Here is a 15,011-nt window from a genome sequence, read left to right as displayed (position 1 = left end):
ATAGAGAGTAACCGTTACTGAAAAAGCTTGTAAAACGATGTCGACACTTTCTATTGCTATTGGTGCAACTGGTCTTTCGCTTATTTTGGCGTTCGTCTGGATGTTCTCGTTATCCCTGAGAACAAAGCGGATGGAACAAGAGCGCCTTGAGCGAGAGGCTGCCTATCGTCGTGCGATGGAAAAAGCACGTCAGCAAGAGAAACAAGACAGAGCGTATAAAGCTGAAACAGGCCACATTCCGACCATCTTGTATCTGGCAAAAGAGGCGGAGCGCAATAATTTCAAAGAAGCCCTTTACTGGTATCACAAAGGCGCCCACCTCGATAACATTACCGCGATGTACGGCATTGTTCGTCTTAGTGATAAAAAGCGTGAAGATCTGGTATTGAGAGAGCAGGCCAATTATTGGCGGATGTGCATTGCAGGTGCTGAAGGAGACTCTCACGCTAAGTTCGAAGCCGCCAAGGCACTGATCTTTGGTAGAGGCGTAGAGCGCAATATTCCCAAAGGGGTTTCAAACGTTCAGGAAGTGGCAGAAGAGGGCAACCTAGAGGCCATATTGTTTATGGGTGACTGGAGCATATCGTCGGATAACCCAACGCCAAAGCCTACGCAATCGACACTATGGTTTGAAAGGGCTGCCGAAAAGCAAAGTGAAGAGGGCATGACCAAACTTGGTCTCAACTACCTTAATGGCGTGGGTATCGAGCAAAATACCGAACGCGCCTGTTACTGGCTTGAACGAGCCGGTGAGAAAGGTAATGTTGAGGCGATGTATTATGCTGGAGAAGCCTGGCGGGATATCCAACCTAACGGAGCCGCGATTGCCTATATCTGGCTGTTTATGTCGGCGTACATGGGGTACGAACCTGCCAAGTCTGCCCGTGACACTGTAGGTTCAACTCTGGGTGTCGATTCTGTCGTTGGCCTTCAGTCGCTGGCGAAGCCAATTCTGAAGAAGCTTCAGTTTGGTCCTATGGTAAAACACTCGCTTATTAAAGCATTGAATAAACTCTATAAACGTCAATTGCCTCTATTTGCGATTGAGGAATCTCAATCGGAGAAATCCGATGTCAAAGTGGACAATAACGAGACGGTAAGCTCGCAACAGCCAGTCTCTTCTGAGCAGAACGAGTCGATAGAGGACAACCGTCATACGTTCACCCAATATCAATCCTCTTATTCGAATCAGTAACAGAGAGTGTATCTCTGGTTATGATTTGACATGACAACATCTGTTTCATTAATGATACTTAAAGTTCATTGCTGATTAAATTGTGCTTGAAATGTTATCAATATGGGTGCTTTTTGTTCATTTTTAATTCATTAATTCAAATTTGATGTGATTGTCATCACTTTAGGTGTCGGTTTTACATTGTCATGACATTTATGAGCGGTAAAAAAATATTCTGAGCGAAGTTTCGGTGTCGTGATCAAGGATGCTTGGCAGTGGCCTTGTCGCGAACACATAAAAATCCGTGCCATTTTGGCATTCCTGTTCTATACGGAGCTTTATTCATGAAAACTTTTAAAATGACCCTTGCTGCAGCACTAGTTGCAGCTGTTGCACTTCCTGCAAGCGCAAACTACGTTGACGTTCGTGGTGCTTACAAGACAGAAGCAAAACAATATGAAACTCGTGTACGCGCTGGTTTTGATTTTGCTGAAGACTGGCAGATCCACCTTGAGGGTACTCAAGGCCATGGTGACAAGCTACTAAGCAACAACGACCACAGCGTTGCAGCGTTCGAAACAGAGCTAAACTACAACTACGCTCTGAACGACAACTTTACGTTGACTCCAGGTTTTGTCTATTGGAATGGTACAAACCACTCTGAATACCGCCCATACCTAAAAGCGACTTACGCGACGGGCAACTTCTATACGGCTGCTCGTTACCGTTATCAAGCTGCAACTAACGGTAAAAATGGTGCAAAAGTTAACGACACTAACCAAGTTGACGCATGGGTTGGCTACAATGTTGCGGATTTCAACCTAGAGTATAACCCTGCGTACATCAACCAAAAAGACGGTGGTGCATACACGAACGGTGTGACTGGTGAGCAAGCTGATAGCAAATGGGAACACACGTTCCAAGTTAAGTACACTGGCTTCGACTCTTGGGCACCATATGTGGATTACCAGATCCTGGACAAAACATTCCGCGATCCAAATACAAGTGCTATTAAATCTGAAAGCCGCATCCGTGCGGGTGTAACGTTTAACTTCTAATCGTTACTCAACCACTTATCTCTCAGCGGTAAGTAAGTTGAAGAAAAGCAGCACGTTGGTGCTGCTTTTTTGTATCTGGGTTAATCCAGATTCTTCTTGAACCTCATCGCTGCCACAACAATACCGATGATAGTAAAGCCTGCCAACCACAGCGCGTCACGCCACAAATCGGCCAAATTTGCGCCCCGTAATATAATCCCTCTGATCATACGCATAAAGTGTGTCGCGGGTAACGCTTCGGAGATCCATTGTGCTGCAACTGGCATGGCTTCAAACGGAAACATAAATCCCGAGAGTAGAATGGAGGGGAGCAAGATAAATACGGTCATTTGCATTGCCTGCAATTGAGTCTGTGCCACAGTGGAAATCATTAACCCTAAAGTGAGACTGGCAGCGATAAAAAGCATGCTGCCTAACAATATCTGACTGATCTGACCGTTGATAGGTACGCTGAAAATCGCCCATCCCAGCCCGAGAATGATGAAGATCTGAATCAGACCGATAAAAATGTAGGGGACGATTTTGCCGATCATCAGCTCTATAGAATGAATGGGAGTAGTGATTAGCAGCTCCAGATTGCCTCGTTCCCGCTCACGAACTATGGCGGCGCTGGTGAACAGGATCATGGTCATGGTGAGAATGACCCCCAACAGGCCAGGGACAATATTGACCGCAGAGCGGCGACTGGGGTTGTAGAGCAACGTCGCTTCAAAGGTCTTGCTTTGGTTGGGATGATAGCCAGCGATAGCGAACTCTTTAATGGGCATTGATTGCAGTGCCAATAACGCCGAGCTTATCATCGTATCTGAACCGTCTACTAGCCATTGACCCAAAATGCCCTGATGAGTAATCCGCTGAGTCAGGTTATCCGGCAGAATCAGTGCGGCTCTGACAACGCCTTCCTGAATCGCAGTCTCTGCTTCTTCGACAGTAGGATAGTAGGCTTTGACCTGTACTACTTGTGTCACTTTCACCGCTTCAACGATGATTCTGCCCGGAGCGGATTCACTCTGGTCAACTACCGCGATAGGGATATTACGGACATCGGTGTTCATGGCAAAGCCGAACAACAAGAGTTGAATCAGTGGGATCATCACCACCATACCGAATGTGATACGATCTCTGGAAAGCTGTCTGATCTCTTTAACCATGATGGCGCTCATGCGCGTGAAAATTTTCACTGTCGTCCTACCCCTGTTACCGAGACAAAGACATCCTCCAGACTAGGTCTGGCAGGAGTAAGTTCAGCCGTTACGAGCTCGGGAAAGCGATATTGCAACCAATGAATGGGATCCGTTACTTCCTGATAGATCAATACCCTTAGGCGAATACCTAGCTGAGCTGCAGAACGAACTTCATGACAGGCTAGTAAGCGCTCTTTTAAGTTACGAAGGTTGGGGGCTTTCACTTCAATGATGTTAACGCCCAAATTGTTCATGAGCACTTCGGGTTCATCGTCTGCGCGCAATTTCCCCGCTTCCATGATCGCAAGGCGGTGACAACGTTCAGCTTCATCCATATAGTGGGAAGTGACCAGTATCGTCGTCCCTTGATCACTGAGATCAAACAATTGCTCCCAGAATTCTCGACGATTCTCAGGATCAACGGCTGAGGTTGGCTCATCAAGAAACAGTAACTCGGGTTGGTGCATGGTGGCAGTAGCGAGCGACAGTCGCTGTTTTTGGCCTCCACTCATGCCCCCGACGCGCTGCTGTTTTAATCTGGTCAGCCCGTAAATACTCAACTGCTGATCGATTCGTTGTTGATAAACATGACGGGGCATCCCAAATATCTGAGCAATAAATTGCAGGTTCTCCACGACAGAAAGGTCGTCATACAGGGAGAATTTCTGTGTCATATACCCAATTCTCAATCGAAGTGCTTCTGCCTGTTTAGGGATAGCTAATCCCAGTACATTGACGTTGCCCGAGGTGGGTTTTAGCAATCCCGTTAGCACCCGAATCGTGGTCGATTTTCCGCACCCATTGGGCCCGAGGAACCCGTAAATGCTGCCTTTAGGTACCGTAAGGTTGACACCATTGATAGCAGTAAAGTCCCCGAATTTCTTAACGATGTTTTTCGCAGATACAGCAATCTCAGTCATTTATTTCAGTCCTTCCAAACCTACTTGTGCTGGAACCCCGGTCGGCAAGTATTGAGCAGATTCGGGCAGGTCGATTTCAGCCAGATACATCAGCCGTGAGCGTTCGTCTTCAGTGAGGGCATAATAGGGAGTAAAAGAGGGATTAGAGGCCACCCAACGCACTGTGCCGGTTAAGGGTTGTTCCAAGCCATCTACGTATACCGGGACTTCAAGTCCTGGAACAAAGTGGACTCTGGCAGACGAGGGTACATAAACTCGGGCATAAGGGATTCGGTCTGCCAGAACGACGGCAACAAAAGAACCCACAGCAACGCGTTCTCCAAGATTGTAGGGAAGGTTATCTAATACCCCGTCGCGTGTTGCGACAATCGTCAGCTCATCCAATTGCTGTGTCTGTAACGCGACATCGGCTTTTGCTGCTGCAAGAAGAGCTTCAGCCTGCGTGATGTCTTCTGGCCGGGAGCCTGCGGTAAGTTTCGAAAACTCCTCTGTTGCGGAGCTCAGCTCGGCCTTGGCGGCATCACGGTTCGCCAGTGTCTGATCTTCTTGGGACTGACTGGCTAGTTTTTTACGCACCAGTTCCGCAGCTCGCGCGTAGTTTTTTTCGGCTTCGATAAGCCGGGCCTGAGCCATATCGACTTTAGCTTGAGCCGCCGCGATGTCCTCTGGGCGTTCACCATTAGTTAAGCGAAGTAAGTAGGCACTTGCTTTTGCCTCTTCAGCGATGGCATGAGCCAGTATCGCCTGCTGACGCTTGGTATCTAAACGTACTAATACATCACCGGTTTTAACGACACTGCCTTCACGGACAGGCAGATCCCGAATGATTTCATTGGCGGTCGCGGAAAAGGTGATGCGGTCCCGCTCAAGAGTCCCCAATGCTTTACCATTATCGTCATTCTGACAGGCGGACAGCGTCACAACGAGTGGCAGTATTAACAGAAACATAGGCTTCATTGAAAAGCTCTCCTAACAACCGTATATCCTAATTTTAGAAGGGCATTGGTTATTTTCTAGCTAATATTCATAAACTTATGAACTCAATGTGGCTTTATATCTGACAAGAATTTCAATAAGGAGGCATGACCTTATCGAGATCCGGGACGGCTGTTCTCTAGGGCTGGGTGAGAAGGGGGGGAAGTCGGGGTTAGTGGTAGATACACCGGATCTTTTTAGTGAATTGTTAAACTTAGCATATTACTTTTCTCAATTGTTTGACACAACATCACGTCCTGACATTTCCTTGTTTTTTCTGACTAGTACCTGTCATCGCTATTACGTAAATTAACCCTAAGCTCAGTGTAATAAGGCAGTCAAGAGTATGTCACTTGAAGGAAAATGCTGCCCTCACTTACGGATAAGAAAAGACAGTACCTGTAGATGAAAGACCAGTTAACGATCTCAATATCAACCATTAATGGTTCCAAACATTGGCAACTAAGCAAATCCATGCGCCGCAGCTTAAAAAGCCTCGCGTGGATAAGTGCCATTGTCGTGATTAGTGGCGTGCTGCTCATCCAGCATTTGTATAAAGTGGTTGATTACGCACAGCTTAAGCAAGCTGAGCTCGCAAATGAGTCACAGACTTTGGGAGATGAACTGGCGAATCTTCAAGATCTGAAGCAAAGTCTTGAGAGCGACCTGACCCAGCGTGAGGAACGTATTGCACTGGTATCCGAGCGACTGTCCGATTTGGAAAAAGTCTTAGGCGTGGCTGAAGATGGTTCTGAATTTGAGCTGGAGGAGCGCCTGGATGCGGCAGCGATTCATTCTAACATTCGCATGATTATGTTGACGCAGATACCGAGCGGCTCACCGGTGGGTAAACATCGTATGTCGTCTAAGTTTGGTAAGCGTACTCACCCTGTGACCAAGAAAATTAAAATGCATCGCGGTCTTGATTTTGCCGTGAATACCGGCACAAAAATATATGCCCCAGCGGACGGCGTTGTCGAAGTGACCCGTCGCAGCAGCAAAGGTTCGGGCAATTTTCTTCGATTACAGCATTCTTTCGGTTTTTCAAGCTCTTACTCACACCTTAAGGGCTTTAAAGTGAAGAGCGGTCAATTCGTTCGTAAAGGGGAATTGATCGCAATTTCTGGCAATACCGGTCTATCTTCAGGGCCACACCTACACTACGAAGTACGATTTGTGGGGCGGGCACTCGACCCGAAACCTTTCGTAGAGTGGGGCGTTAACGAATTTGAAGACATCTTTAAAAAGGAACGAGGAATACGATGGGAATCTTTAGTAAAAACAGTGGAACAACGAGTCGCTCAACAGCTGCAACTCTCATCGCCAAAGGCTGTACTATTAGCGGAAAACTCAAATTAGAGAACGATATCCAGGTTGACGGTACCGTTGATGGTCAGGTGCATGTTGAAGGGTCACTGGTGGTGGCTGAATCTGGCAGAGTAAAAGGTGAGGTTTTCGCCAAGCAACTTATTGTCAATGGGATGTTGGAAGGAGACTGCCATGCTGAGCATATCCAGATCCTGTCCAATGGACGTGTCAAAGGCAAAATCTGGAGTAATAATCTCAGCATTGAGCCAGGCGGGAAGTTCTTCGGTGAGACTGCAGAACTACAAGAAAAGGAGGTGGTCAATCTAAAAACCACTGAGCCAGCAAAAGCGTCAACCACAGTGAGCGCATCAGCCCCAGCGAAAGTATCAGCACCAGTGAGCGCATCCACTGCAGCAAAAGCACCAGCAGCAGCGCCCGCTAAACCAGCAATAAAGCCCACCCCTAAGACCGAAGTCAAAAAAACTGCCTAAACATTCAGGCACAGTGTTCTTGCTGTGCCTATTTTTTTACCATCGGTATGTTTTCCTACACATTGCCGTTCTCTTTTCGCGAAACTTCAAGAGATGTGACGCACATTCACATTCAGAATTGATATGAATCAAGCGGCATTGAGTATACCCCTTTTGTATAGTAGGGGGTGCTAATTTAAGGCGTACAATCTAGGTATCTGCTTAAGCAGTTACTCTGAGCTCCGCATCTTAACGTTCACTTGGGTGTATACTTAGGAGAGCCTTTGACTGCGGGTGAAAGGATGTGAGTATGTCGAATAAAAGTAAGATTTCTTCGGAAAGTCGCCGTCGCTTTCTGCGCGATGCTGCCAGAACCGCTGTTGGTGTTGGTGCCGCTGCTACGGTATTGGGTTTACAATCCAAACAGGGACAAGCCAAGACCAGTGGCGGTGTTCCTATTCGTCCTCCAGGTGCGTTGGAAGGGAATAAGTTTGACCAGGCCTGCCTGCGGTGCGGCCTGTGCGTTCAGGCATGTCCATACGATACGTTAAAGCTGGCTACTTTGCTTTCTCCGGTGGCCTCCGGTACCCCATACTTTACTGCTCGGGACATTCCTTGCGAAATGTGTGAAGACATTCCATGCGTGGTAGCCTGCCCGAGTGGCGCGCTCGATCATTCGCTCACTAATATTGACGATTCACGCATGGGGCTCGCGGTCCTTATTGATCATGAAGAATGTCTCAACTGGCAAGGGTTACGATGTGACGTATGTTATCGCGTCTGCCCACTCATTGATAAGGCCATTACCCTGGAGTCAATCCGTAACCAGCGGACTGGCTATCATGCCAAACTCATTCCTACAGTGCATTCTGATGCCTGTACCGGCTGTGGCAAGTGTGAGCAAGCCTGCGTGACCGAAGTTCCGGTGATTAAAGTTGTTCCGATTGAACTCGCTAAAGGTTATATGGGCGATCATTATCGATTGGGTTGGGAAGAGCAAGTTGAGCTTCGGGATGGTACCTTCCCCGAAACGCCGGAAATTGCGCCAAGTGAGCATATTCGCATCAATGATGGGGGTAAAAACTGATGGCTAAAAATCTTGCAAAGAATGCCGGAAATGACGCAATTCGTGAGTTGGGCTGGTGGAGGGCGCATCGCTTTCTCATCCTCCGTCGGGCGTGTCAATTTGCCATTATGGGGCTGTTTATGATGGGGCCAACGTGGGGAATCCTCACTGGCAACTTGTCGTCAAGTATGCTGTTTAATACCATTCCCTTAAGTGATCCCTTATTGGTGCTGCAGACGCTCGCCACGGGCCACTGGCCGGAAGTCAATGCTCTTATCGGGGTAGCAATTGTCATTGTGTTTTATGCACTGCTTGCGCCTCGTGCTTTCTGTGCCTGGGTCTGCCCCCTCAATGTCGTGACTGATGCTGCTGGTTGGTTGAGACGTAAGCTCAACCTAAAAGCCAGCTTTAAATGGTCACCTAAAATTCGCTATTGGTTGATCCCAGTGATTCTTCTAGGAAGTGCGGTTTCGGGCTCTTTGCTGTGGGCATGGGTCGATCCCGTTGCGTCACTGCACCGGGGTTTGGTGTTTGGTATGGGAGCCGGGTGGATTTTGATCCTACTGGTCTTTTTGCTGGATCTTGTTCTGGTTGAGCATGGCTGGTGTGGACATTTGTGTCCGTTGGGGGCAACTTACGGCGTGATTGGCCGTAAAAGTCTCATCCGTATAAAAGCAACCCAACGTGAGGCCTGCACCAAATGCATGGACTGTTATCATGTATGCCCGGAACCAGAAGTGCTCAGGCAACCCCTCAAAGAAGGGGATCGTAGGGTGATGAGTCAGGACTGTATCAGTTGCGGACGTTGTATAGATGTCTGCCCTGAGAAGGTATTGGAATTTAGCACATCTTTAGCACGAGTAAAGGATGATTAGAATAATGGCTGAGCGTTGCCTATTCGGCAACGCTCACTTCGGTATGATTAAAGTGATTTGTCATGCGCGCGATACACTGTTTATGAATGTCAGCTACGGCGATACAGGTCGTCAAAAGCAGGCTTAGCATTTCTTATCGTCCTTAGAGTATCTAGTCGTAGATCAGTACCAGATGACATTGACCTTCGGGCGCCACCACAACTAGCCATGCACCATCTTTCCACTCAACGGGCTGTTCTTCGTAAATATGTCGATTGCGCGTTAATAGGTTGTCGCACATCACTGAAACTTCATTGTTATGTTTGACTTCGATAGCCAAATCATCCAGATTCATGGGCAGGTTTATTTGCTCTGATAATGAGAGCGGAGTTAACTCGACAAGGGAACCCTGTTGATCGAGATTGATGCTGGTTGCTTGACCGCCATGACTATCGTTCGTATTGACGATAAATAAGGGTACCAGACCGTCGACTCGCTGGATTTCGGGCCTGCGTTGAGCATACAGTGAATAGGATTCTGACATTGAATCTCCGAAAGCAAATATCCAATAATAAGCTCCCTCCTCCGCCTCAATTTGTATTTGATCCAACTCGTACTGTGAATTGCGGGCTATCAAGGCTACGGTTACAGGTGCTGTACCATCGTCCAGATTGGCGAATGTAGCTTTGCTTCGGGAACTCGAGCGATATAACGCATGGTCCTTGAGCAGGTCGTGTGTTCGGCCTGACTGCTCGCGCGCGACGATGTCAGTGGTAGCCAAATCACTTTTGTCGTAAACAAAATCGAAGGCGCGAATTGTCATACTGGCATACGTGGTGGGCGTTACCGGCGATGTTTGTGAGCTGTGTCCTCCGCAACCGACTAGCGCGCTGATGGTAATAAGTAAGGTCGATGAAGACAATAAGCGTAGAATACTCATAACACGTCTCTCAGCAAATCGGAATAAAAAGAACCGCGGCTTAAATCGTAACTTTTTACATACAGCGCCATTTTGGGGCAGCGAAAAGGCTGGCTGATGTTTATCCAAGTGGGGGTGCGGTTTTCGACCACCACGGAGTAATGAGCTTCCATAAATAGCAGCGTTTTTTCGATCACCGAATTCCAACGTTCATCCTGACGAACAATCAATTGACTGGATTTTGGATAGAACTTCCACTTCTTGGTACTCAATTGAGGGCAGATGTAAACATTGCCCAAATGATCAACGATCACTTCACCCTCTAGGTTATTGGTGCGAAACTTCTTATTCACATCATCTTGGCTATCGGTATTAATTTTTACGGCATATATAAACGGCATGTTAGACCTACAGTTGTGCTCATTTCTCAGGCAGAGCCCGATTATGTTTAAGATTAATATTTTCACTGGTAGTGAATGACGACTTCCAGTGGCTGGACGAAGTTATTAAATGAATTGACGAGGATCCCTGATACTCAGGTCAATGTTATTCAAATAATTGCCAAGCAAATGAGGAGACTCAATATTTATTTTTCCTCGATACAATTTAACTAAATGATTTCTTTCGAGATCTTTCAAAACCTCATTGACTCTTTGTCGCGCGATACCAGTCATGTCACTGAGTTGTTGTTGAGAGACCGATATCTCAATCGGAAAGTGTTTATCTTTAATGTGAGCCAAAATTTCTATTAGCTGATAAACCACTCGTTCAGTAATGTTTGCGCTATTAATTAGCTGGCTTTGTAGCCACTTTTCTCTCGATTCAAAGGTCAGCGAATAAAACCATTTGTAGATTTCATTGTTTCGAGAACAAATTGAACGCAGTCGTTCATTATTGAAATGAATGATGGTGCAAGGCTCAATTTCCACAAAAATGAACGGCAATAGTGACGCACTTGGCTCAATATAGTTCCCGAACCAACCGTCTTGACCTACAAGCAGACAGTTGGCGGTTTTCAGGTTCGGTGTCTGGATACATATCGCCAGAGTGCCCCTTTCTACAAAATTAATGCCTCGGTTAATGAGGTTTGTACTGTCAAGACAGAGTTTCTCAGTTGTTATACGCTTAGCGACCGAAATCAATTCATCAGACAGTTCAGCAGACAGATTTGTTGTCCACCTTAATTGGTTGGCACTCACGGTTTGATTCATTATGACCTCACATGCACGTTTTTTTTAATTATAGAGGCTACCGCGTACGCTGTATTTTGTGCTGTCGTTGGCGATGAGTATAACGGGAGGCACCGTTGAAGAAGTATCCGCTAGCGGACACTTGAGAGGAAATAATCAAAAAAAGTGTGAAGTGGGAAGGTCGCCCTCAGTGCAACGGTTAGCTGAGCATTAAGGGCAGGACTGAAAACGGGTTAGCGAGCAATGTCTAACACATTGCCTTTAACGCCGTTGGTACGGAACCACCCGGCAATACTGAAGCGCTCACGATGAGTGGGCAGCACTTCATGCGGGAATTGCTCTGAAAAGAACACAAATAGTCGTCCCGCTTTTGGTTTAATGCGAGTTAGCTCATTGTCCGCCAAATCGTAAACCACCAGATCGCCACCATCTTCTTCGGACCATTCATCATTCATGTAGAAAACGGTCGTCAGCCTGCGATTTTCATTACCTCTGAAACAATCCAGGTGCTTTTGATAGAAGTCGCCTTTTTCGTATTTTGCAAAGTGTGCTTCGTACTCAAACAGTCCCAGAAAAAAGTTCTGGTTGGCGGCCTGACGGATCACTTCCATTTTGCTGAAATACTGTTGTACCGGTTCACCAAGATCGTTTGATAGCCAGCAAATTTTGTCGCTGCGAATGGCACTCTCGCGCATGATTTCGTCGTTACGACCGATGCGGGCTTTTTTCCAGGTTTCTGGCAAACACTCTTTTAATGCATTGACTTGCTCTGGAGAGAGGAAATCATCCCAAATGTAATAGCCGTGAGTGTTAAGGTTCTCGATGAGTGCGTGCATGTGTGGCGCCTTGAGTAGGGAAAGCTGGAAGGCGCTTTATAGGTAATTACCGGATGGGCTTCAATTCAGATTATTTATCGTGACGATAACCAGCCCTGAGCCGTATGAGCCTGAGGGTTGGGTTAGATCAGAGCTCGATTTTGTATATTGAGGTAGTGCCGTTGACTGGCAGTGAGATGACATTTCTGGAGTGGGTTCAAGAAAAAAGCGAGAGTTGCCTCTCGCTATACAGGTAGTGTTATTTGGCGACATTCCCTGCCACGTTGAGGGCGTCCCAGGTTCTTGCGAACGGTGGCGCGTAACAGAAGTCCAGATAACCGAGCTGTTGGGTGGTCATTTTAGCCGTGATTGCGACAGCGAGTGCATTAATGCGTGCTACCGCGCCTTTTTTACCGACGATTTCGCCACCAAGCAGTACGTTGGTATTTGGCTCGTACACCAGTTTAATGCTGATGTCTTCCTGACCCGGGTAGTAGTCGGTTTGGTTCTTATCTTTAATGGTGGACGTTTTCACTTCTAGCCCATGATCTTGTGCCATAAGTTCAGAGACACCGGTACAAGCGAGCTCATAATCTAGCACTTTGAGACACGATGAGCCCAGGAAGCCGCTCAGGTGTGTGTCTTTGCCTGCCAGATTATCTGCCATCATACGAGCCTGCTTATTGGCCGTAGTGGCAAGTGGTACGTATATGGACTTGCCCAGAGCCAGGTGATGAACAACGGCACAGTCGCCTACGGAGAATATGTGTGGATCTTCCGTCGCACCAAACTCGTCAACCAACAGGGCGCCATTGTCTGCTTTCGCCAGCTCAAAGGCTTCGGTATTGGGTTTAAAGCCAAGAGAGAGAATAACAATATCCGCTTCAATATTTCCTGTGTCTGTCTCAACCACATAACTTCCGTCGTCAGCATCGACAATCTTGTTGACACTACAGCTGGTGAGCAGATTTGCACCCGACTTACGCAATTCCGTTTCGACCACCTCAATCATTTCAGGACTAAATTGGCGACTCATAACGGTTTTTTCACGTTCAACAATGGTGACGTCTTTACCCAGAGCGTGGGCAGCGTCAAAGACTTCAAGACCGATAAACCCTGCGCCAATGATACAGATGCGCTGTTTACTGTTGTCTTTGAACGCCTCTTTGACTGCCAGACCATCCTCCTGACTGGTCAGGGTATAGACGTGGTCACGGGTGTATTCGCCAAAGGGAGGGACAACAGGACGGGCGCCTGAGCAAATAATCAATTTGTCATACGCAAGGTGACTTTCCGTTCCCTGGTGGACAACCGTAATCTGCTTGTCCAGTCGATTTAGCCCGACCACTTCCGAGTCCAGACGGACATCCAACCCTGACGCAATGGCTTGTTCCGGCGTTCTTGAAATCATTCGCTCAGTATCATCAAAGAAACCGCCAGCAAAGTAGGGAAGACCACAGCCACCAAATGAGATGTACTGACGTTTTTCAATGACAATGACCTCGTCATTAGGTTGATTTCGTTTATATTTTGCTGCGAAACTCATTCCTGCGGCATTGCCGCCAACGACTACAACTTTCATACGTTTACCTAAATTAAAAAGAGGGAGCACCCCTAGAGAGTGCTCCTTAAAGACTGACTTTTGGGGGGTTAGATTACAGCTTCGCTTTCTTTTGTTGGTGCAGTAGCACCTTCTGCGTTGTACTGCTCTAGGTCTAATGTGCCATTTTTCTTCGCGGTGACTACACCTGAGAGCATTGAGCCGGAGATATTCAGTGCGGTACGGGCCATGTCAATCAGCGCTTCGATAGAGACCAGAATTGCAACCACGGTAATGTCCAGTCCCATGATAGTCAGCACGGCAACTGCGGCAAATGTTGCACCACCACCGACACCAGCGATGCCGAAAGAAGCAATGGCGATAACAGCTATAAGCTGTAGGATAAAGCTAAGATCGACAGGTAATCCCATGACCTGTGCCGCCATGATAGCAAGCATGGCTGGGTAAATACCGGCGCAACCATTCTGACCAATACTGGTACCAAAGGTCGCAGACATATTCGCCGTTTCTTCATCGACACCCAGACGTTGTGTTTGCGTTTCAACGTTCAGAGGGATGGCTGCCATACTTGAACGAGAGCCAAAGCCGAATACCAGAACTGGCCAGGATTTCTTAGCGAATTTCGCAGGAGACAGACCAAACATAGATACCATCATGAAGTGAATAACAAACATCACGGCAATCGCTACGTAGCTCGCAACTAGGAAGCGGCCCATTTCAGCCAGAGCGAACAGATCATTGGTCATCATAAACGTGGTCATCAGAGCGAACACACCATAAGGCGTCAGCTTGAGGATTTCACGAACCATGGACAGGACAACTTCTTTCGCCGCGTTGATGAAATCAACAAAGCTCTGAACTTTCTCCGGTTTGCGCTTCTTAACTTGTAGAATGCTGTAGCCAAGGAACATACCAAACAGTACTGTAGATAGTGTGGATGTTCTTTGAGAGCCCGTTAGCATGTCGAAGATGTTGGCTGGGATGATCGACAGAACCAGACCAGAAAGCCCGCTGCTTGCCATCGCATCCTGAGTTGCTATCAGTCTGTCACCACGCGCTTCAATCGCACTGTTCGTGCCGATAGTGCTTACCAGTGCGTTGGCATCAATATTGAAAATGTAGATGCTTGCGATACCGACTGCTGCTGAAATTGCCACCGTGAAAATGAGGATACCGATAATTTTCGGTGCAATTTTAGATAGAGCGCCACTGCCATCAACATTCATGATCGAAGAGATCATCGCAACGAAGACCAGCGGAATAACGATCATTTGCAGTAGTTTGATGTAACCTTTACCGAAGATGGAAATGAATTCGGCAAAGCCCGTGGTGGCTTCGTTACCAAAGCCAAGAACGAGTTGGATCGCACCACCAAATAAAAGACCTGCGACTAAAGCGCTAAGTACACGGAAGTTAAAGCTCTTTTTCTGTTTTTTAAAGTTAGCCAGGATTGCGTAAAATCCCAAAAACAGTATACATAACGCTATAAATGTAAGACTCATGAGATACTCCTATTG

General features: G+C 47.2%; 15 protein-coding genes and 1 pseudogene. 7 read left to right on the top strand and 9 right to left on the bottom strand.

Features of this window, described 5'->3' with window-relative positions; all coding sequences use genetic code 11:
* Positions 1 to 37: 37 nt before the first annotated feature.
* Both C4S60_RS13035 and C4S60_RS13030 read left to right on the top strand, forming a co-directional pair.
* Positions 38 to 1,195, top strand: coding sequence for a tetratricopeptide repeat protein (locus C4S60_RS13035; RefSeq protein WP_103880791.1), 1,158 nt, complete (start codon positions 38 to 40; stop codon positions 1,193 to 1,195).
* Between the two features lie 323 nt (positions 1,196 to 1,518).
* Complete coding sequence (locus C4S60_RS13030) at positions 1,519 to 2,232, top strand: oligogalacturonate-specific porin KdgM family protein (RefSeq protein WP_103880790.1); 714 nt, start codon at positions 1,519 to 1,521, stop codon at positions 2,230 to 2,232.
* An 80-nt stretch (positions 2,233 to 2,312) separates the two neighbouring features.
* Here the strand turns inward: C4S60_RS13030 and C4S60_RS13025 are convergent, their stop codons facing one another.
* Genes C4S60_RS13025 through C4S60_RS13015 form a run of 3 tightly spaced genes read right to left on the bottom strand, consistent with a single transcriptional unit; the run spans position 2,313 to position 5,284 of the window.
* Positions 2,313 to 3,413 (bottom strand): ABC transporter permease, encoded by a 1,101-nt coding sequence (locus C4S60_RS13025; RefSeq protein ID WP_167390983.1) that lies wholly within the window; start codon positions 3,411 to 3,413, stop codon positions 2,313 to 2,315.
* Positions 3,410 to 4,336, bottom strand: a complete 927-nt coding sequence (locus tag C4S60_RS13020; RefSeq protein WP_103880789.1) for an ABC transporter ATP-binding protein — start codon at positions 4,334 to 4,336, stop codon at positions 3,410 to 3,412. Before C4S60_RS13020 ends, C4S60_RS13025 begins: the two co-directional genes overlap by 4 nt.
* Positions 4,337 to 5,284, bottom strand: a complete 948-nt coding sequence (locus C4S60_RS13015; protein WP_425275131.1) for an HlyD family secretion protein — start codon at positions 5,282 to 5,284, stop codon at positions 4,337 to 4,339.
* 432 nt (positions 5,285 to 5,716) lie between these two features.
* Between C4S60_RS13015 and C4S60_RS13010 the strand changes: the two genes are divergently transcribed.
* The 5 genes and pseudogenes from C4S60_RS13010 to C4S60_RS23890 all read left to right on the top strand — a co-directional run bounded on the left by C4S60_RS13010 (position 5,717) and on the right by C4S60_RS23890 (position 9,157).
* Positions 5,717 to 6,670: a M23 family metallopeptidase gene (locus C4S60_RS13010; RefSeq protein ID WP_103880787.1), complete on the top strand. Its 954-nt coding sequence runs from the start codon at positions 5,717 to 5,719 to the stop codon at positions 6,668 to 6,670.
* A pseudogene (locus C4S60_RS13005) lies at positions 6,574 to 6,958 on the top strand (bactofilin family protein); the annotation flags it as partial. The gene C4S60_RS13010 and the pseudogene C4S60_RS13005, both read left to right, overlap by 97 nt.
* A gap of 441 nt (positions 6,959 to 7,399) precedes the next feature.
* The gene (gene napG, locus C4S60_RS13000) at positions 7,400 to 8,176 is read left to right on the top strand and encodes a ferredoxin-type protein NapG (RefSeq protein WP_103880785.1); all 777 of its coding nucleotides are present in this window, start codon (positions 7,400 to 7,402) and stop codon (positions 8,174 to 8,176) included.
* Complete coding sequence (napH, locus tag C4S60_RS12995) at positions 8,176 to 9,030, top strand: quinol dehydrogenase ferredoxin subunit NapH (RefSeq protein ID WP_103880784.1); 855 nt, start codon at positions 8,176 to 8,178, stop codon at positions 9,028 to 9,030. The genes napG and napH overlap by 1 nt, the downstream gene beginning before the upstream one ends.
* Entirely contained in the window at positions 9,023 to 9,157 is a 135-nt protein-coding gene (locus C4S60_RS23890; RefSeq protein WP_279626950.1) for a hypothetical protein, read from the top strand. Before napH ends, C4S60_RS23890 begins: the two co-directional genes overlap by 8 nt.
* A 24-nt stretch (positions 9,158 to 9,181) precedes the next feature.
* Here the strand turns inward: C4S60_RS23890 and C4S60_RS12990 are convergent, their stop codons facing one another.
* From C4S60_RS12990 to C4S60_RS12965, 6 genes are all read right to left on the bottom strand, one after another.
* On the bottom strand, positions 9,182 to 9,949 hold the full coding sequence (locus C4S60_RS12990) for a hypothetical protein (RefSeq protein WP_103880783.1): 768 nt from the start codon (positions 9,947 to 9,949) through the stop codon (positions 9,182 to 9,184).
* Positions 9,946 to 10,329: a hypothetical protein gene (locus C4S60_RS12985; protein WP_103880782.1), complete on the bottom strand. Its 384-nt coding sequence runs from the start codon at positions 10,327 to 10,329 to the stop codon at positions 9,946 to 9,948. The genes C4S60_RS12990 and C4S60_RS12985 overlap by 4 nt, the downstream gene beginning before the upstream one ends.
* A 105-nt stretch (positions 10,330 to 10,434) precedes the next feature.
* Complete coding sequence (locus C4S60_RS12980) at positions 10,435 to 11,139, bottom strand: Crp/Fnr family transcriptional regulator (RefSeq protein ID WP_103880781.1); 705 nt, start codon at positions 11,137 to 11,139, stop codon at positions 10,435 to 10,437.
* A gap of 212 nt (positions 11,140 to 11,351) precedes the next feature.
* Positions 11,352 to 11,954 (bottom strand): 2OG-Fe(II) oxygenase, encoded by a 603-nt coding sequence (locus tag C4S60_RS12975; protein ID WP_103880780.1) that lies wholly within the window; start codon positions 11,952 to 11,954, stop codon positions 11,352 to 11,354.
* A 238-nt stretch (positions 11,955 to 12,192) separates the two neighbouring features.
* Positions 12,193 to 13,515 carry a CoA-disulfide reductase gene (locus C4S60_RS12970; RefSeq protein WP_103880779.1) on the bottom strand — a complete coding sequence of 441 codons (1,323 nt, stop codon included), beginning with the start codon at positions 13,513 to 13,515 and terminating at the stop codon, positions 12,193 to 12,195.
* A 68-nt stretch (positions 13,516 to 13,583) separates the two neighbouring features.
* Positions 13,584 to 14,996 (bottom strand): cation:dicarboxylate symporter family transporter, encoded by a 1,413-nt coding sequence (locus C4S60_RS12965; RefSeq protein ID WP_103880778.1) that lies wholly within the window; start codon positions 14,994 to 14,996, stop codon positions 13,584 to 13,586.
* Between the last annotated feature and the right edge of the window lie 15 nt (positions 14,997 to 15,011).

Origin of the sequence: Vibrio hangzhouensis (assembly GCF_900107935.1) — a bacterium.
Lineage (GTDB): Bacteria > Pseudomonadota > Gammaproteobacteria > Enterobacterales > Vibrionaceae > Vibrio > Vibrio hangzhouensis.
This window is presented reverse-complemented; position numbering and strand designations above follow the sequence as displayed.